This window comes from Arthrobacter sp., from assembly GCF_030540645.1.
Lineage (GTDB): Bacteria > Actinomycetota > Actinomycetes > Actinomycetales > Micrococcaceae > Specibacter.
Genome location: NZ_JAUNVV010000009.1, coordinates 1 through 19,524 on the forward strand (window position 1 = coordinate 1; position 19,524 = coordinate 19,524).

At 59.8% G+C, this 19,524-nt stretch carries 15 protein-coding genes; 8 read left to right on the forward strand and 7 right to left on the reverse strand.

Features of this window, described 5'->3' with window-relative positions:
* Positions 1 to 251: 251 nt before the first annotated feature.
* From Q4P21_RS03045 to Q4P21_RS03080, 8 genes are all read left to right on the forward strand, one after another.
* Entirely contained in the window at positions 252 to 1,715 is a 1,464-nt protein-coding gene (locus tag Q4P21_RS03045; protein WP_303387386.1) for a sugar porter family MFS transporter, read from the forward strand.
* A 300-nt stretch (positions 1,716 to 2,015) separates the two neighbouring features.
* Positions 2,016 to 3,458, forward strand: a complete 1,443-nt coding sequence (locus Q4P21_RS03050; RefSeq protein ID WP_303387387.1) for a glucose-6-phosphate dehydrogenase — start codon at positions 2,016 to 2,018, stop codon at positions 3,456 to 3,458.
* A 1,173-nt stretch (positions 3,459 to 4,631) separates the two neighbouring features.
* Entirely contained in the window at positions 4,632 to 5,315 is a 684-nt protein-coding gene (locus Q4P21_RS03055; RefSeq protein ID WP_303387388.1) for a GAF and ANTAR domain-containing protein, read from the forward strand.
* Between the two features lie 346 nt (positions 5,316 to 5,661).
* Positions 5,662 to 6,054, forward strand: coding sequence for a hypothetical protein (locus Q4P21_RS03060; protein ID WP_303387389.1), 393 nt, complete (start codon positions 5,662 to 5,664; stop codon positions 6,052 to 6,054).
* Positions 6,051 to 6,878, forward strand: a complete 828-nt coding sequence (locus Q4P21_RS03065; RefSeq protein ID WP_303387390.1) for a family 1 encapsulin nanocompartment shell protein — start codon at positions 6,051 to 6,053, stop codon at positions 6,876 to 6,878. Before Q4P21_RS03060 ends, Q4P21_RS03065 begins: the two co-directional genes overlap by 4 nt.
* A complete protein-coding gene (locus Q4P21_RS03070; protein ID WP_303387391.1) occupies positions 6,865 to 7,233 on the forward strand; it encodes a hypothetical protein in 369 nt (122 codons plus the stop codon). Before Q4P21_RS03065 ends, Q4P21_RS03070 begins: the two co-directional genes overlap by 14 nt.
* Positions 7,234 to 7,772: 539 nt before the next feature.
* Positions 7,773 to 9,614: a thiamine pyrophosphate-requiring protein gene (locus tag Q4P21_RS03075; RefSeq protein ID WP_303387392.1), complete on the forward strand. Its 1,842-nt coding sequence runs from the start codon at positions 7,773 to 7,775 to the stop codon at positions 9,612 to 9,614.
* 49 nt (positions 9,615 to 9,663) lie between these two features.
* A complete protein-coding gene (locus tag Q4P21_RS03080) occupies positions 9,664 to 11,433 on the forward strand; it encodes a glycoside hydrolase family 15 protein (RefSeq protein WP_303387393.1) in 1,770 nt (589 codons plus the stop codon).
* Between the two features lie 119 nt (positions 11,434 to 11,552).
* On the opposite strand, the gene Q4P21_RS03085 is transcribed toward Q4P21_RS03080, so the two are convergent.
* From Q4P21_RS03085 to Q4P21_RS03115, 7 genes are all read right to left on the reverse strand, one after another.
* Positions 11,553 to 12,563: an SDR family oxidoreductase gene (locus tag Q4P21_RS03085; RefSeq protein WP_303387394.1), complete on the reverse strand. Its 1,011-nt coding sequence runs from the start codon at positions 12,561 to 12,563 to the stop codon at positions 11,553 to 11,555.
* Positions 12,564 to 12,618: 55 nt separating this feature from the next.
* A complete protein-coding gene (locus tag Q4P21_RS03090; RefSeq protein ID WP_303387395.1) occupies positions 12,619 to 13,902 on the reverse strand; it encodes a DUF2254 domain-containing protein in 1,284 nt (427 codons plus the stop codon).
* An 84-nt stretch (positions 13,903 to 13,986) separates the two neighbouring features.
* Entirely contained in the window at positions 13,987 to 14,904 is a 918-nt protein-coding gene (locus Q4P21_RS03095) for an aldose 1-epimerase family protein (RefSeq protein ID WP_207345360.1), read from the reverse strand.
* Positions 14,905 to 14,931: 27 nt separating this feature from the next.
* A complete protein-coding gene (locus Q4P21_RS03100) occupies positions 14,932 to 16,035 on the reverse strand; it encodes an enolase C-terminal domain-like protein (protein ID WP_303387396.1) in 1,104 nt (367 codons plus the stop codon).
* The gene (locus tag Q4P21_RS03105) at positions 16,032 to 17,678 is read right to left on the reverse strand and encodes a GMC family oxidoreductase (RefSeq protein ID WP_303387397.1); all 1,647 of its coding nucleotides are present in this window, start codon (positions 17,676 to 17,678) and stop codon (positions 16,032 to 16,034) included. Before Q4P21_RS03105 ends, Q4P21_RS03100 begins: the two co-directional genes overlap by 4 nt.
* Entirely contained in the window at positions 17,675 to 18,316 is a 642-nt protein-coding gene (locus Q4P21_RS03110) for a gluconate 2-dehydrogenase subunit 3 family protein (protein WP_303387398.1), read from the reverse strand. The genes Q4P21_RS03105 and Q4P21_RS03110 overlap by 4 nt, the downstream gene beginning before the upstream one ends.
* Positions 18,313 to 18,789 carry a hypothetical protein gene (locus Q4P21_RS03115; RefSeq protein WP_207345356.1) on the reverse strand — a complete coding sequence of 159 codons (477 nt, stop codon included), beginning with the start codon at positions 18,787 to 18,789 and terminating at the stop codon, positions 18,313 to 18,315. Before Q4P21_RS03115 ends, Q4P21_RS03110 begins: the two co-directional genes overlap by 4 nt.
* Positions 18,790 to 19,524: the final 735 nt, after the last annotated feature.

The following is a 19,524-nucleotide window of genomic DNA, read 5'->3' on the forward strand; positions in this document are numbered from 1 at the left end:
TGTTCGGCACTTCCAAACGACTGTCGATAGAACGCCGATAATCTACATTATGTAAAGTAATGTGAAAAGGAGCCACGGTGGCCTCCTAGCAATACTGCGATTCACGAATCACCGAGCGGCCTGTTGCCTTGCTAATCAAAGTGGTAGATTTCCACACAAGGTTGCTGAGCCGCATGGCAACCGACGGCAACAGCTCAAGCATGGCCCGCTTGCGCTGTTGACCACCAAGGGGGCCAGGATCGCGGTGCACCATGGGTACAAGTCCAGCAGAGCAGCCGAACTCAAATCCCGGGGCGGAGAAAACGCCCCATCTGGGTAAAATCATCATCATCACCATGGCGGCCGCTTTGGGTGGTCTCCTGTTCGGATTTGATACCTCAGTGATCAACGGGGCCGTCAATTCGATCCAGTCCGACTTCAATCTCGGCTCCGCAGCGATCGGGTTCACCGTCGCCATCACACTGATCGGATGTGCCGTCGGCGCTTGGTTCGCTGGCCAACTCGCCGATGTCTGGGGGCGCAGACCCGTCATGGTGTTGGCGGCGGCCCTCTTTGTGGCCAGTTCAATCGGGTCAGGCTACGCCTTCGCCATTTGGGACCTCATGTCATGGAGGATCATTGGTGGACTGGCCATTGGCATCGCCTCAGTCATCGCCCCTGCCTACATCGGTGAGATGGCCCCCGCGAAGTTGCGCGGTGCACTCAGCTCGCTCCAACAATTGGCCATCACCTTGGGCATCTTCCTGGCACTGCTTTCCGACGCCGGTCTGGCAAGAGCGGCCGGCGGTGCCGGCAACGAGCTCTGGTGGGGTATGCCTGCGTGGCGGTGGATGCTGCTGGTAGGTGTCATTCCCGCCGTCGTCTACGGCATCCTGTCCCTAACCATTCCCGAGTCCCCACATTTCCTGATCCGCAAGGGCCGGAGCAAGGACGCCCTTGCAGTTATCAAGCGCGTCACCAACCCGGCAAATCCGGAGCAGCGCCTGAAGGACATCGAGGAGAGCCTGGAAAACGAAAAGCGCTCCACCTATCGTGACTTGCGCGGCCCCGCTTTCGGACTGCAACCCATTCTGTGGATCGGCATCGGCATGGCTGCCTTTCAGCAGCTGGTCGGCATCAACGCCATCTTCTACTACTCCACTACGTTGTGGCAGTCGGTGGGCTTCAGCCAGGAAGACTCCTTCACGACGTCCGTCATCACTTCCATCATCAATGTGGCCCTGACCTTTGTCGCCATCTTCTTCGTTGACAAAGTTGGGCGTAAGTTGCTGCTGCTGGTGGGTTCGGCGGGCATGTTCGTGGGGCTTGTCGCCGCCGCGATCTCGTTCTCCCAAGCGACTGGTTCAGGGGATTCACTGACCCTCGCAGCACCGTGGGGACCCATCGCCCTGGTCGGTGCCAACCTGTTTGTCATCTTCTTCGCCGCCACGTGGGGGCCGGTGATGTGGGTGGTCCTCGGTGAAGTATTCCCGAACAAGATTCGCGGCTTGGCTCTGGGTATCGCAACGGCTTTCAACTGGATCTTCAATTTCATTGTCACACTGCTCTTCCCGATCATGAGTGCCGCCGTCGGCCTTGGCTTCGTCTATGCCGGGTTTGCCTTCTTTGCCGTCCTGTCGTTCTGGTTCGTCAAGGCACTGCTCCCGGAAGTCAGCGGGTTGGAGTTGGAAGACAAGAACAAGCTCGTGACACGCCACAAGCCAACCACTGCATAACGATGGAGCCTCCCACGCCTATCTGGTAAATGGGGGCTGCTCCCCCGCGCGTCCGAAGTCCAGCATCGGATATTTTACCTTTAAGTAGGCCAGACGCACTGGAAAGAGATGGGTAATGGGATGGGAAACTTCACGAATACAATTCCGGGCGGCAAAGGAGGTTGGCACTGTTCCCGTGGGACACCACTCCCCCGGCGTCAACCCGTCCGTCTAGCCACCTGATCAACCGCCGGTCTAGCATGGCTAGCATCGGCTCAGCAGCTACTAGGACGGCTCACCAGCTACCAGGACGGCGGAAACATGACCCCCTCGAAGAACTCCCAACAGCACGGCAACGAGATAAAGACCCTGATGATCCTCGGCGCATCCGGCGACCTTACGGCGAGACTGTTGTTGCCTGGGCTGGCCAGCTTGATCTCTCAGGGCGGCGCCAAAGGGCTTGAGCTGGTGGGCGCTGGCTATGACGAGTGGTCGCAGGATAAATGGCGTGAGCAGGTGAAGAAATCCTTTGACGACAGTTCTGGCGGGGATGGAGCTGCCATTGGCAAGAGGGCCCAACACGCGTTGGATGCGATGGCCAAGAACAGCAGCTACCACCAAGTGGACGTTACTGCAGAAGGTGCACTCTCCGATGTTCTGAAGTCCGTCAAACACCCGGTTGCCGTCTACTTTGCACTGCCACCTTCCATCACCGAGAAGGCATGCGACCTGCTCAACGCTGATGATCTCCCGGAACACACCCGTTTTGTGATGGAAAAGCCCTTTGGCTCCGGGCAGGAATCAGCCCGGAAGCTGAACAAAACGTTGGAGACGCTGCTGCCGGAGAATCACATTTACCGTGTGGACCACTTTCGTGGCACCGGAACCGTCCTCAACATCTTGGGTCTGCGGTTCGCAAACCACTTCCTGGAGCCGGTGTGGAATATGCGGCACATCGAGAAGGTGGAGATCTTCTTTGATGAGAACATCACCTTGGAAGGACGCGCCGGCTTCTATGACTCCACCGGTGCCCTGCGCGACATGATGCAAAGCCACCTTCTGCAGATTATGGCCTTCATCGCCATGGACGAACCGGCCACTCTGGACGAACGCGACGTCAGGGACCGGATTGCGGAAGTTATGCGTGCAGCGGAAGTGGGCTCGGACTATTCCAAGACGACCCGTCGAGCACGGTACACGGCAGGACAGATCGGTGACCGAAAAGTTCCAAACTATGTTGACGAACCCGGGGTGGACGGCAAGAACAACACTGAGACACTCGCGGAGATCGAGGTCGATATCAAGAACTCTCGGTGGACCGGGGTGCCCTTTATCCTTCGTTCGGGCAAATCACTCGGCAAAGACAAAATGGAAGTCATTGTCACGTTCAAGCCGATCCCCCACCTGCCCACCGGTTTCACCGGAACTCCGACAGCGACACGGATTCGGATGGGTGTGGGACCGGCGAAACTCCAACTCGACATCGACGTCAATGGGCCCGGGGACGTCTACAGCTTGGACCGTGCCGAACTCAAGGCTGAACTCAATGACAGTAATCTGCTCCCCTATGGTGAAGTACTCAAGGCCGTGCTGACTGACAACGCGATGTTCTTTGTCCGCGGCGACACGGCGGTGGAGTGCTGGCGGATCATCGAACCGGTAGTTAAGGCTTGGGCCGACAACGACGTGCCGTTGGAAGAATACCCTGCCGGTTCCAATGGTCCGGAAGACTGGGAAACCACTCGTGAAGAAACACCGCTGTAGACGTTCCGCCTCGCAGTCCACCAATACAGTAGAGGGAGGCTGCCCGGCGCTCGTACCCAGGCTGACGTGCCATGTCGAGGACTGCGTACCAGTGCTGCGCCACCACAGCGTCGTAGGCGTCGGGCTGATCACGTTCCGCCACCACCAATCGGGCACTGAGAGAAGAAGGATCTTACCGGCAGAAAACCAGCTGGAATGCTGAAACATAACAGAAGCTGAAAACTGTCCATCGCTGCTGCCCGTCGGTAACTGACAGCGGAGTACCGTGACGAGTCGAGGTTCGGAGGCCCACCCCTCAAACCAATCCTGCATCCACCGAGTACTCGTGGCGGTCCATAGAAATCGGTTGACAACTTTACCCGAATGATCAGCGGCTGGTTTTCGCCAGCACCAAGCCGGCCAGACGACGTCGAAGCGGAGGTAATCGAATGAGGCAACGCGTGTCATTGACAGGACAATCTTCAATTCTCTAGCATGGGGGTTGAACGCGACTTAAATACATACGCCATTTTGAGCGTATTTGCCCCGGACCCGGCAGTGTTATCAACGACGTTGACACTGAAACCTGGGGGTTCACATGTTCCACAGACTACGGATCATAGCTTCATTAGGCATAGACGTTCGGTGGGCGGAACTAAAAGTCACCGGCTGCCTAACGCCTGACAGTTGCGCCGCTCTAGTCCCCATTATTCGACGTTGTGGTTCGCTGGGTTTTTCAGTGCACGTGAATCTCTCATTGGCACGGCATATCGAAAGAACTGCGTTGACCAGCCTGCAGGACGGCAGTGTCCTTGATTCCGTACGTGCGACAAATCTGGTCCGTGCAACGTCCATTGCTAAATTCATTGTGACGGCACCGGCGGACCTCCCCCTTTGCCCGGCGTTTGCTCGGCCATGTCTGCAAGGGCTAGTTCCGATCGCCATGGTTGGATGAACTCTCTGTTCAGTCGCACAGCCCTGGGCAGGACGAGAGCGCGGGTGCAGGATTATGAATCATCGAACGGTCTTTTGCATAAACATCGTTCACTGGGCAAGGGGTTGTAAATGAGGACGATGGCATCCGAGGGTAAACACCCTCTGCAGGGTCATGATTCAGGGAGGCCGAGCGCGCGCTTGTGGCCCGCCCGTGACGACGCGGAGCCAACCATCTCCACACAACTGCAGGACATGGTCTTGGACAGCCTTGACGTTGGCGACTTCCTTCAGGAGCTCGCTGAGTATTCAGGGGGCCTTGCAGCTTTCAACGGTCAACCGCGATTGGACTGTGCCATCACTCTGTACCGCCGCAGAAAGGTGCTGACAGGAGCAGGAAATACTAACCGCGCGCGGGCCTTGAATGAGATTCAGGAGTACATGGCACATAGTGCCTGCATGACAGCGCTGCGTGAGGGACGCACCGTTGTCATTTCGGATACCGCGAGCGACAAAACGTGGCCCGAATACGCCCAGAACTTGCTGAAGGAGGGCGTGCACAGCGTTCTGGCCGTTCCACTTACCTTGGAGCATGAGGCAAGTGCATCACTCAATTTCTTCTCGTCTGAGACGTCTTTCTTTAACGAAGGCCTGGTTGCCAGGGCTCAGCAGTACGCTGCCCAAGCACAAAAGGCCTTGCGCCTAGCCGTGCGAATCGGTTCTAAGCAACAGCTGGTTGACGAGCTTTATGAAGCCATGAAATCGCGGACAGCCATCGATCTTTCTGTGGGGGTCATCATGGGTCAGCAGCACTGCTCACAGGCCGATGCATTTGAGATTCTCAGCAGGGCTGCGTCATCCCGCAACCAGAAACTGCGCGATGTCGCCGAGAATCTGCTGCACAATGTGGATGTGCATGCTGTGGAGACACGCTTCGAGCGCTAGTTTCCGACGAGGATGTTGGAGGACATGGACTCAAGGGGTTCGATGGCACAGGACTAGTTGGTCAGCAGTTTGGCAACGCTCTGCACAGTGGCTCCATGGGCGAATAAGGCCTCGCACATTCCGCACCTGTACGCCACGGACACCATGCCGGTCGCACGCGGAGAACAAGACTGGATTGACTCAACGATGAGTGCTTGAATCAACAACACCATTCACTCGACGGTTTGGGCATAGCAGCATGTCCGACGTTCAAGAAGGTTCGCCAAAGTACCCACGAAATCGCTGCTGACGCTGAGTGCCTCCGCGGCGTATGATCGGAATTCAGGGACATTGAGGAGGGCCACCGATGGGCTTTGACCAGTACCACGAACCGCCAGCTGAACTCTCCGCCAAAACGCGGACGTTTGCCCGCATGTGTGCCAACCTCACAGAGGAGGCTGAGGCCATCGGCTGGTACGAACAACGTATATCTGTGGAAACTGATGCAGCGTCACGGGCAATCATGGAAGATTCATTGGGCGAGGAGTACAAACACTTCAGCATGGAATTGGAATTCCTGCTGCGAACCAAACCGAAGTGGCGCAGCATAGCCCGCGGAATCCTTTTCCAAGAAGGCGACGTTGTTGTAAATGGCGAGGCTGCCGAGGCAGCAGCTGCGTCAGGCAGCTCGACCACGGAGTCGCCGTCGCGCGCAGACGCGTCACTGGGAATCGGAAGTCTGAGGGAGTGCCGACCATGACTCAAACCCACCTGCTTCGCGAACATGCCCCCATCTCCGACAAAGGTTGGGAGCTTTTGGACAAGGAAGCCCGAGAGCGTTTGATGGTGGCATTGGGCGCCAGGAAGCTGGTCGACTTCGCCGGCCCTTTGGGATGGGAACACTCGGCAACCAATTTGGGTCGCATCGAACCGATCCAGGGCCCTTTCGGAAGCGGCATAACGGCACACCGTCGCCGCACTTTGGCATTGGTTGAGGTTCGTTCGGACTTTAGTGTGGACAGAAGTGAACTGTCGGCGAACGATGCGGGCGCAGCCGACGTCGATCTTCACAGCCTTGACGACGCAGCAGTCCGCATGGCCAGCATGGAGAACATTGCCGTACTGCACGGCTGGCCGCAAGCCTCCTTCGCAGGAGTCACCGACGCGTCGACGAATCCTCACATACCGCGGGTCAAGGATTTCAATGACTACCCTAAACGAGCGGCCAAAGCCGTTGCCATGCTCCTACGAAATGGTATTGCCGGACCGTTTGGGATGGCCATGGGCCCTGGCCACTACACAGCCGTCATGGAATTCACCGAACGCGGCGGCTACCTGCTTTCCGAGCATCTGCGAAACATCCTTGGCGGTCCTCTTGTCTGGGCACCCGGAGTCAGTGGTGCGATCGTCATCAGCCTGCGCGGCGGTGACTTCCTCTTTGAGTCCGGCCAAGACCTGTCCGTAGGATACAACTACCACGACGCAGATTCTGTCCACCTCTATCTCGAACAGTCCTTCAGTTTCCGGGTTGCCACCCCCGAAGCAGCTGTCTGGCTAACAGGTTCAAGTGATGACGTACCTTGAGCCGCTGCGTGCGGGTTACGGTCTGTGCCAACTGACTAGGCCGGACTTCATCGCCGCCAGACTTCTCCGGCACCGGCTCGACAGCAGAGCCACAGTGGTTGTCCGCGTGCTTGGGGCCCGGCACCTGTTTCAAGCCGCGGTCATCGGCTTGGCTCCCCGTTCAACTTTCCTCCACCGGGCTGGCGCCGTTATGGACTTGTTGCATGCCTCGACGATGGTCATTCTGGCGCTCAGCGATGGACGACGGCGCAAGGCCGCCTTCGCTGACGCCGCCGTCGCCTGCTTCTTTGCAACAGCCGAGCTGCTGTCGAGTGCGCCGCCAAGCAAACACGGCAAACCATCCCGCGCCACTTGACTCGGTGCGTCTTCCCGCCCCTGTCCGATGCAGAAGTGAACACGATTTCTTGGCGATTTCTGTGACTTTCCCGTGTGTATGTTGTACATCTCCTTTTTCTCTTGACCGCTTCTTTGGATGTGGCTAGGGTCAAAAATAAGTGTTGTCAGCGGTATGTCTGCCCCGTCCCGGCAGTGTTGCCTATGAATTTGACACAGTGGAAAGGGGCTTCACGCATGTATCCACAATCGCACTCTTCCCTTCCCTCAAATACCGATGCTGATCCGGTGATACCAGATTCTGTCTCCAAACTATTCCCCCATTCAAACCCTATGCGGCCTGACACGTGGGAGAGAAAACTGGTAGGGAACGGGTTTGCCGGGGAGGGTGCGGCAACTCACAGGGCAGCTGGGCCAATCACGAGAAATGCGATGTCCGTCAGCGTCCTGGTCGAGCGTATCCAACTCGAGGGCTACGGGTCGTTTTATGCCAGCCCTAGCTACGCCAGTCGCGCTGTTGTGCAGTGCCGGAACTGAAATTCAATGTGAAAGTGGTGTGAGATGGATACGGTAAGCGATTTTGTGATCCAGAGGATTCGGGACTGGGGTGTGAGCCGGGTTTTCGCGTTCCCTGGTGACGGGATTGGGGAGTTTGATGGTGCTCTTGGCAAGGCCCAACGTGAGGGCGATGGACTGCAGTATGTTCGTCCTACCCATGAGGAGATCTGTTCGCTGATGGCCACGGCGCATGCCAAGTTCACCGGTGAGGTGGGGGTGTGCATTGCCACCTCCAGCCCGGGGGCGTTTCACCTGTTGAATGGGCTTTACGATGCGAAGATGGACAACCAACCAGTTGTCGCCATCATCGGGCAGCAGGGCCTTCCCTCGTTGGGGACGTTCACGCAGCAGGAGAGCAATCTTGAGCGGACCTTGTCCGATGTGGCGGTGTACGTTCAGACCATCGTTTCACCGGAGCAGGCCCAGGCTGTGGTTGACACTGCGTTCCGCACGGCGCGGGTCCGGCTTGGGCCAGCTGTGATCGTTCTTCCCCATGATGTCCAGGGCATGAAGATGGCGGAGCTTTCACCGGCCAACTGGGTGTCGCGTTCCAGCGCTGTGGCTCCCTCGCTTTCCATCGCTCCCCCTGAGAGCGAGATCGTGAAGGCGGCGGCCATCATCAATGCGGGGGCTAAGGTGACGTTCCTCGTGGGCCATGGCACCAACGGCGCAACCGATGAAGTCCTTGAAGCGGCACGGCTGGCCGGTGCCGGCCTGATCACGACGCTTCGTGCCAAGCAGGTGGTGCCCTCGGACGTTCCCCACCACAGCCAGCAGTTGGGTTTGTTGGGTACCCGTCCGAGCATGCACCAGATGAAGGATTGCGACACCCTGGTTTTCCTGGGGACCAACTACCCCTACAGCCAGTTCCTGCCGCCGAGCGGGCAGGCCAGGGCGATCCAGGTCGATCTGAAGCCGGAACAAATGGGGTTGCGTTATCCTACTGAGTTGAATCTCTGGGGCGATGTGAAAGCAACATTGATGGCGCTCATCCCGCACTTGGAGACGAAGACGGATCTTTCGTGGCAGGAAAACGTCGCCAAGGAGATGATCGAGTGGGAACACGAGATGGAAGCCCAGGCGATGTTGGTCTACGAGGACGGGGTCAATCCGAGGCGTGTCTACCATGAGCTGAACAAACGCCTGCCCCCGCAGGCCATTGTCACGGCGGACGCTGGCAGCACTGCCGATTGGTATGGTCACCATATTCGCTTCCGCAATGGCATGATGGGGGATCTTTCCGGACGGCTCGCAACCATGCTGGCGGCCATGCCGTACGCGGTGGCGGCAAAGTTCGCCTATCCTGAGCGGCCCGTTATCTGCACCATCGGGGACGGGGCGTTCCAGATGCTGGGGATGAACGAACTCATCACGATTAAGAAGTACATGAAGGAATGGGACAACCCCCAACTGATCATCATGGTTCTGCACAACAATGATCTGACCCAGGTGTCCTGGGAGATGCGTACTGAGGATGCGAATCCGGTGTGGGAGACCTCCCAAGATGTCGAATCCATCGACTACGCCGGGTGGGCGGAACTGCTCGGGTTTCAGGGGATCCGTGTTAAACACGACGACGACGTGGCGGCGGCCTGGGATGCGGCATTCGCGCACCGTGGCATCACTCTCATCGATGCCTACACGAGCAGGAGCGTCCCCCCGCTTCCACCGCACATCACGGCCGAATATGCGAAAAATACCGGTGAAGCGCTCCTGAAGGGGGACCCGTTTGAACTCGGCGTCATCCGTGATTCCGCCGAAGCCCTCGTGTCTGAAGGCATTGAACGCGTCAAGGGCAAACTTCACATCGGCCAAGGAAACAAGCACGAAGACCATGACAAATAGCAGGAGTGGCATTTCACGGGAACAACGGAAGCAAGGATGAATTAAAGTGGTGAAGTCGAAAGAAGACTGGCAATTCGCACCACACGTGCTGCGGGAGTACGCGCTGATAGCCGACGGGGAACGTGGGATCCTCGTCGGGCCCAAAGGTGATTTTGTCTGGATGTGTGTTCCGCGTTGGGACTCCGATGCGGTCTTTTCCTCCCTAATAGGCGGCCATGGCAACTACGCCATCACGCCCCGTGGCCGGTTCGTTTGGGGCGGCTACTACGAAGAAGGGACACTGGTCTGGCATAGCCGGTGGGTCACCGAGACCGGCATTATCGAGTGCCGGGAGGCGCTGGCGTTTCCCGCAGAGCCTGGCCGGGCTGTGGTGCTGCGCCGGGTTGTGGCGGTAGACGGCGATGCTCACGTCCGCGTTGTCCTGGACCCCAGGGCTGGGTTTGGCCACAGCGGCCTTCGTTCCTTGGCATGCGAGGATGGGATCTGGACAGGACGCACGGGTTCATTGCGAGTGCGGTGGCTAGGGGCCGACGATGCTCGCCCAGCCACCGGCAACGGATCACCGGCCCTGTCCATGGATCTCACTGTTCGGGCCGGTGAACACCATGACTTTGTGCTGGAACTCAGCGAAGGGGAGCTGCCCGCGGAACTAGTTGATCCTGACACGGCCTGGAAAAGTACGGCGGCTGCGTGGAAGGACGCGGTTCCCGACCTTGCCGAGACTCTTACTCCCCGAGATGCCCGCCACGCCTACGCGGTCCTGCGAGGACTGACCAGCTCCGGTGGCGGCATGGTCGCTGCGGCGACCATGAGTTTGCCGGAGCGGGCCAAACAAGGCCGCAACTACGACTACAGATATGTGTGGATCAGGGACCAGTGCTTCACCGGGGAAGCCGTCGCGGCCGCCGGCCCGCACCCGCTGCTTGATGATGCGGTCCGATTCGTTTCAGAGCGGCTGCTGGAAGACGGACCCAACCTGAAGCCGGCCTACACCACCATCGGCGGTCCGGTCCCTGACCAACGGATGCTAAAACTGTCCGGCTACCCCGGTGGATCGGATATCGCTGGCAACCATGTCAACGCGCAATTCCAGCTCGATGCCCTGGGGGAGTCATTGTTGCTGTTCTCAGCCGCAGCCAGCCACGACCACCTTGATGCCGACGGCTGGCGAGCAGCTGAGACAGCAGCTAACGCCATCGCGGCCCGCTGGCAGGATCCCGAGGCAGGGATATGGGAACTCGATGACAAGAACTGGACGGAAAGCCGACTCATCTGCGTCGCCGGGCTGCGGGCGATCAGCAAACAGTGTGCACCCAGCGGGCGCATCGGCAGCTGGTTGGCACTGGCCGAGGGGATTCTCGCGGAGACCGCCACCACCTCAACGCATTCCACCGGACGATGGCAGCGGGCCCCCGACGATGAACGCAACGATTCCGCACTCTTGTTGCCGCCAATTCGCGGAGGGCTCGCGGCGGATGACCCCCGAACTTTGGTGACATTGCAAAGCCTGGAGGAGGAACTCGGTGTGGACAGCTTCCTCTACCGTTTCCGTCAGGATGCTGGACCGCTGGAGGATGCCGAGGGTGCCTTTCTGCTCTGTGGATTCACCATGGCGCTGGCCCTGCACCAACAAGGTCGTGAAGTCGACGCGACGCGTTGGTTTGAACGGAACCGGGCCGCTTGCGGTCCTCCCGGCCTGTACTCAGAAGAATTCGACGTGACCCAGCGCCAGCTGCGCGGCAATCTTCCACAGGCCTTTGTCCATGCGCTCATGCTGGAGTGCTCGGCCAGGCTTGCGAAGGCATGGGAGACAACTTAGACGAGCAGAGCAGGCACACTGGCGCTGGCCGCCACACGGCCAACGGTGTGCCATGCTGTGAGCCCAGCCGGAACCACGCAGCAATTAAGTGTGAGTACAGGCAATGTCCTTGTTTCGTGTCATCGGCACAGCTGGCGCACTAACAGGGCCGTAAGTCCCACCCCGGCGATCGCACCACCAGTTGACAGACGAGCATGGTGAGAGAACCACAACTGGGGTGCGTGGGTGTGTGCCCTGTCATCAAATATTCCGTGGGAACCATAATCACGGCCGGCAGCTCCGTCTGCCGGTTCCCAGAGATTCTGGGGAGCGTCTGCAGGAGCTTTTCTATCGGTTTGCTGGGACTTAAACCCGGTCCGAGACAGATACAGGTCCAGCACTGGTGCGGCAAACTTGTTGACAAAAATAGTGCCAACCGTGGACGCGCCGACCCAATACTGCTTTCGCTGGGGGTGGTCGGCTGCGAACACCACCCCGCGGGCCGCGACCTCAGGTTGGTAGATCGGCGGCACAGGCTGTGGATGATTTGGCAGCCGCGAGAGCACCCAGGAGAACTGCGGTGTATTCACTGCCGGCATTTGTACAATGGTGATGTGCACGGCAGATCTATCGTGGAGCAGTTCGGTCCGAATCGTGGACGTGAAGCCGTTCACGGCATGCTTGGCTCCGCAATAGGCAGATTGTAGCGGGATGCTTCGGGCACCCAGCGCGGATCCGACCTGAACAATGGTGCCGTGCCCGGCCGGGACCATCCTGGAGAGTGCCACATGGGTACCATAGACGAAACCCAGGTAGGAGACCTCGGTCACGCGTTTGAACTCTTCCGGCCTAATCTTCAGGAAGGGCGCGAAGACGGAGGTGAAGGCCACGTTGATCCAGACATCAATCGGCCCAAACTTCTTTTCGACGGCATCGGCTGCCGCTTCCACTTGTGCGTAGTCCGAGACGTCGGTGGGGATGGCCAGGGCCTGACCGCCGGCGGTCTCGACGTCTTTCTTTGCCCCGTCCAGCCCTGCCTGGCCCCGGGCGAGCAATCCGATCTTGGCGCCACGGCGCCCGAAGGCCTGCGCCGTCGCCCGACCGATGCCGGCGCTTGCCCCGGTGATCACAACAACTTGTGGCGTGTTCATGGTGTACCTGCTTTCTGCCGGCTATCCGCCAGCACGAGGGGATGTACGTGATGGTTTATGGGCTTTTGGCATGGTCCGGGACGGGGTCCAAGCCATGAGCGTTCGGGTATATGTGCGCTGCCCACCGCTGAAGATCCTGCTGGTATTCGGGCAGGGCTGCGGTGCTGAGGTCTTCCAACAGAAGAGCCAATCGATGCGGCACCTGGGCGGCTCCGGAACCGTAGTGCCAAATCTCGCCGACGGCCAAATCCAGAAAATCGACAAAGTGATATTGCGGTATAACCAACCGAACCACTGCGCCTGAATCGGCCCACCGTCCGTCGGGGAGTTGGCGGATGGCCAGACGGCGTAAGAGGTCGTGGAGGATATCTAAGCATTGACACGCCGTTGTGGGGTCGTTGACAGCTGGGGACAGAGCCCGCTCTGCTATGTCGACCAGCTGGCGAAAGCTAAAAGCCAGGTCTTGCTCTGAGGTCCGTTCGGAGTCCAGGGCTATGTGCTCGAGAATTTGCTCATCGAGCGAGTGCCCACGGCGGGCCGTCTCCCCAACCGTGTTGCCCGGGCCTTGGGTGACAACACACAGAGGCGCTCCGGCTGGGACGAAATCGCCGATGCGAACGGTCAAGGCCAGCGAACACCCTGCTTGTTCGGCGGCCTGCACAAGTCGGGCTTCATTGACTGCGACCACCACCCCGGCCTCCAGTGCCACCACAACCTTGTGCCCGGCAGCCGCCTTCACCTCCCCGACTCCGGAGGCGGGGTCTGCTGCGGAGGAGGCCGCGGCGCGTGGGTTCGGGCCATAGCGTTCATCCAGGGTGTGTCGCGCTTCAGCGCCGAGCTCGGTCACGATGGTCGCCACCCGGACCATGTTGGCAATCCGGGCCAGATAGCCGATGAAGAAACATACACTGGCGAGCACGAAGATGAACGCGGTGCTCACGGCGATCCGCGGTACGAAAGGCGCTTGTCCGGTGGCCCCCACCACCGACCGCTCCACCATCATGGCGTAGACAAATGTGGCGATAAAGATGCCAAGCGAGAACCTTACGGTCCTATCCCGCAGGAAAAACCGCAGCACGCGGGGGGAGAACTGTCCGCTGGTGAGTTGGAGCACCACGATAGTGATGGAGAAAACCAACCCGGTAAAGGAAATCATGGCCGTCACGACGGAGGACAGCAGGCTGCGTGCGCCGTCGGGTCCCCCAGGGTAAAAAAACTCGGCACCGTTGTTCGTGTCCAGGCACTGATCCACGGTGATCAGGACCAGCGCAAAGGCAATCGAGACGAGGACACAGAGTGCCGGCACGACCCAGAACGTCGAACGGATTTTGTCTCGCAAGCGTTCCGCCGAAGTGAATAGGCCCGGCTCCCGGCTGCCCACGGTTAATCCCACCCGTGGCGGGGTCCGGTGTGCCCTGTGTTCCTAAGCATAGGGTTCGATCCCCCAGCATGCACTGTGTTCCTGGCCCGGCTCAAGAGTAAGCAGACCATCCCCGGAATTGAAAGCGTTCGGCGCGCACGTCATGGGTTCCACCCCGAGGCCGGAACGCCTGCGCCCGGGCTGGGGCAGGGAGTCGCCGGTAAAGATTTCAAGGTATGGGTACCCCTCATCAGCCCACAGCGCTACGGCCGGTCCGTCGGGCACTGAAAGCCTGACCCGGGCTCGGCCGTCGGAGTCGCGTCCCAAATCCGTATAGGCCACATCGATTTTCCGCCCGCCCAACAGCTCCTCGTTACGCAAGTCGTAGTGGGTGCCCTGAACAGGTTCCCGTCCGGTGGGAATGCCCACCTCATCCACGGGAAGGTAGAGCGAGCCGGGAACGCGTACCTGCGCCATGTCGATGCTCGGGGTTCCAACGCTGAGGTAGGGATGCGCGCCGGCGCCGTACGGGCCCGGACTATCACTGAGGTTTGTTGCGGTGGTGCGCACTGTCAATCCGGTGTCATCCAGGCTGTAGTCAATCCGGCACTCAAGCACCCACGGCCAGCCAGGGCAGGCGTACTGGACGTGTCCGAAGGAGGCATGGTCGTCCTCGTGCTCGAGCAGCTGCCAGGCGGCCCAACGGGTGAGGCCGTGGATGGCGCCGTTGAACGCCGGTTCGGTGAGGTCAAGTTGCTGTTCGACACCCCTCCAGCTGTACTTTCCGGCCTTGATGCGGTTGGGCCAAGGGATCAGCGAGTGCCCGCGCGCTCCCGTGCACCGTTCGCTCTCCTGGTAGCCGTCGATGACCGGGCGTGTGCCTGCCATGTACGTTCGCAGACCCGCGCCCACTTCGGTCACGACGACCCGCTGCTCGCCGCGGCGGAGTTCGATTTGGCGTCCTGAGGGTGCCGTTTTCATAGCTGCTCCTTGCTGGTTGCTGCGTTCCTATCGCACCCGGAATTCTTCGATGTCGCTGCTACGCAGGGTCAGTCCGTTGCCCGGGGCTGAACTGTCGGGGGTGATGGTGCCGCCTTGGGGATTCAAGGTCCCGTCAAAGAACATTGTCTCGATTCGCACGTGGTCGTGGAACCACTCAAGGTGGCGCAGATTCGGTGTTGCGGCGGCGACGTGGGCGTGGAGGTGGGGGCCGCAATGCCCGGACACCTCCAACCCGTGGGAGGCGGCAACGGCGGCTGCACGCAGCCATTCGGTGATGCCTCCGCACCGGGAGGCATCGATTTGGAGGCAGTCCACGGACTGCGCATCGCACATGCGGCGGAAATACACCAGATCGAACCCGTATTCACCGGCCGTGACGTCAGCGCTGATCGCATCACGGATTTCACGCAGCCCAGCCAAGTCATCCGAGGAGACGGGCTCTTCAAACCAGCGCACATCAAGATCGTTGGCAGCTTCCATAACGCGGATGGCTTGTTTGCGTGTGTAGCCGCCGTTGGCGTCGACGAAAAGTTCAACGTCCTCGCCGCTCACGTGCCGTGCCTGGCGCATTCGGGCGAGGTCCCGTTCCGGTTCGGTGCCCCACGATTCACCGATTTTGATTTTCACGCGGGGGATGTGTTGTTCATGGGCCCAGCCGCCCAGCTGGTCTTCCAACTGTTGGGGTGTGTAGGTGGTGAAGCCGCCGCTGCCATAGACCGGGACTTTGTCCCTGACAGCGCCTAGCAGTTTGTGCAGTGGCAGTTCCAGCAACCGTGCCTTCAGGTCCCACAGTGCGATGTCCACTGCGGAAATAGCGTATCCAATGGCGCCCTGCCGGGCACTATTGCGTACCGCCTTGACCATTGCCTCCCAGCAGCCACCAATGTCCAGCGCACTTCGTCCCGTGATGATTGGTGCCAGAACGTCGCTGACGACCTGCCCGCAGGCCGGCGCACCATAGGTCCAGCCCATTCCGGTAGTGCCGCCTGAGCTGATACGCACCAGCACCATGGTGGTCGAATCCCACGCGATGGTGCCGTCCGCTTCAGGACTGTCGGTGGGAACCGTGTACACCCTGGTCTCTACATGGTCGATGATGGCGTCCATCATGACCGGTCTCCTTGCGTTGCATGGTTGCCGCCGGTCATCCTGTCGGCGACTCGGGCCGCGATGGCCATGATGGTCAGCGCCGGGTTCGCGCTGCCTTCAGTGGGCAGCACGCTTCCATCGGTGATGTACAGGTTCGGTACGGCGAAGCTGCGACAGTCGCCGTCGACCACGCCGCTGTGTTCATCGGCTCCCATCCGTGCCCCCCCGACAAGGTGGGCATAGCGGTTGATGGTGATGACCTCATCCGCCCCGGCAGCCTTCAGCATTTCCTCCATCACGGATTGGGCTGCCTTCATCAGCGCCCGGTCATTCTCGCACCGGGAGTAGTTGAACTGGGCCACGGGCAGCCCATGGCGGTCCAACTCGCTGGACAACACAACCCGGTTCTCGGGCAGCGGCAGGAACTCGCACAGTGCCCCGAGGCAGGACCAGTGCACGTAGTCGCTCATGTACTGGCGTAACCTGGCGCCCCAGTGTCCTTGTGCGGCGACATGCTCAGCCCAGGTGATGGGCAGTGGTGACACCGTTTGGATCGAAAAGCCCCGCTTGTAGTCCTTGCTAGGGTCCGTTTCGTAGAATTCTTCGGTGCTGACTTCCGGCGGGGGCGCCTTGAACATCCTGACCTCGTCATCGAAGCGTCCGGCGGTCTGCGGTGCTCCTTGGACCATCAAGTAGCGGCCCACCAAGTCGAAGTCGTTGCACAAGCCCTCGGGGAATCGGGTGGATGTTGAATTGAGCAGCAGCCGCGGTGTCTCGATCGAGTAGCCTGCAACAACCACCGTCTTGGCCTGCTGGAAGCGTTGGCGCCCCCGCCGGTTGTAGTGCACGCCGGTCGCTTTGCCGGTGTGCTCATCCACCTCGATCCGTGTGACCATCGAGTCCGCACGGACCTCGGCCCCATGCGCCAGCGCATCCGGAATATGCGTAATCAGTGGAGAGGCTTTGGCGTTCACCTTGCAGCCCTGCAAACAAAAACCGCGGTAAATGCAGTGCGGACGGTTGCCGAAACGGCCGTTGCTGATAGCCACAGGCCCCACTTTGGCGGTGATCCCGCACGCGAGGGCGCCGCGGAGGAACATGTCGCCATTGCCGGACACCGGGTGCGGACGCTGCGGGTATGAGTGGGGGTCCCCCCACGGCCAGTCATCTCCGGCCACCGGCAGTTCCTCTTCAATGTCCGCGTAGTACGGTTTGAGGTCGTTGTATTCCAGCGGCCAGTCTGCCCCGACTCCGTCTGTGCTGTGAATGCGAAAGTCACTGGGGTGGAACCGTGGAGCATAGCCGGCGTAATGAATCATCGAACCGCCCACCCCACGGCCGGAGTTGTTGGACCCCAGCGGCACCGGATCCGCCCCACCGATCACACGCGGCTCCGTCCAATACAAGTGGTGGGAACCTGCTTCGTCCGAGACCCAATCCTTCTCCGGATCCCAAAACGGGCCAGCGTCCATGGCCACAACACTCCAGCCAGCCCGGGCCAGACGCTGCGCCATCGTTGAGCCGCCAGCACCACACCCAACAATGACAACGTCAACCTCGTCGCTGTCATCAAATATGCGCATGTCATCACGCAGACGGTGGTTGATGCCGGGCCCGGCCGGCAGCAGCCAAGCCGATTCGTTACGTTCCCGGACGCGGTTCATGAGGTTCCCTTTCGCAGTGGGTCCTGAGCAGGATGGGCGTCGGCGACCTCGAACGGTTCCAGCTTGTTCACGCCGATATTTTTGTAGCCGCGCGGATAGGCGGGACCGGCGAATCCTATCTCTTCCCACGCCCACGGGTGGGAGTAGAACGCTGTGCATGCGTAGCGGGTCCACAGACTCCACACCCGTGATGCCGGGATTCCATGCCAATCCTCGGACCCCAAATCTTGGACTGCCTGAAGAATTGCTGTCTGGGCCTCCCACGCAGCCTCAGCAAAGGCACAACCGCTGTGCGCCATGGCATCCTCGTCGAGCGCGGACAGGGAATCGCGCCACGATTGCCCATCGGGGGCCATCCCTTCGTAGTGCCAACCGTCCGTCTGATCCTCAGCCAGCCGCGCATCAACCATGTTGACCACCGGCACCCGTGGCGGTTCGCGCTGGTCAAGTAACTGATCGCACAGGGCCGTGGCAGTCGCCTCCTCGGCGGCGTTAAAGAAGCGGATATCCGGCGGCATGCCCAACCGCGAAACGACGACGGCGCTTGTCACCTCATCCCAATGATTTTCCTGGCCCATCACATCGAAACCCGGGAACCGTCCTCCCCCGGCACTGGGGTCCAATGGGAGGCTGCTCATTTCTCCCGCCTCAAAACCGCCGCCAGAATCCCCATCCCGCCCACCATGGTTACCAACAGCGGCGCCATCAAAGGTGGCCCCATCTCCATGTTGTAGCGAAAATTCTTGAAGCCCCCAGGCTTTTGGTGGATGCCTCGTGCGTGCAGATAAGTGCCCTGCAGACCGTTGGCAACGATAATCGCAGAGACCACAGGCAGCACGGTCTTTGCCATACGGCGGCTAAATACCCCGGCGAAGCCCGCCGCTGCCCCTACCGGACCGAGGGCAACAGGAACCCACATCCACTTGTTGCCAAAGCTGGCGCTGTCGTGTTCAAAATAAATCTCGGCTGAGGTAACCAGTGCTCCAATAGCGCTCAAGCCCGCCAAACTCCGCTCGAAGCGCCCCGTCTCGACGTTCTTCACCATCCGGTCGATCCCATAGACAACGGCCGCAACATCGTTGGCCGCTTCACTGCGTGGTCGCTTAAACATTTTTCATCCTTCTTCGCTTAGTCATGCAAGGACACCGTCAGTCAAACTCAGACTCTGTTTGAGGAAATCGATCGTTCGTCTGCGCCTCTGCGTCACGTAATTTGGGGTGCGGAAGCGATTTATGGTGAACAAGGCGATTGCCGGGATGCCTTTTTCGACAACACGGCCAGAGTGACCGCCGTCGAATCCCCGGGTATTTCTGAAGGGCCTTGCCATCGATCATGATCGGAGAGGTGGCTGGTTCATTTGATTTCGCCGCGTTCAATGAATAGTGTTCCAATGCCGTGGTGCAGTCAGTGTCTGGCGATCGGTGCATGGGGCGTTCCTGGAACGCGTAACCGTGCAGACGGCACCTGCGACTCTCGGTGCTGTGTGGAAGGGCGCGGTGTGGAACGAGATCCTGTCGTTGTTGTTGATACATGCCAGAAGCCCCTTTACGCCGTATCAAGTCCATAGGCAACACTGCTGGGGCCGGGGCAGACATACCCCTCTCAGCACCTATTTTTGACCCTAGCCACATCCAAGGAAGCGGTCAAGGGAAAAACTAGATGTCCCACATACACCCGGGAAAGTCACAGAAAACGCCAAGAAGTCGAGTTGGCAGCATTCGGATAGCGGGGGTAATCCTTGGGTAGAGTCGGGCGCTCATGATCTATCGAGTGAATATAGGTTGAGGAACAACGTTGAGTCCACACAGGGCTTCACGAGAATGTAAGAAGCATGGCGCACATCGGA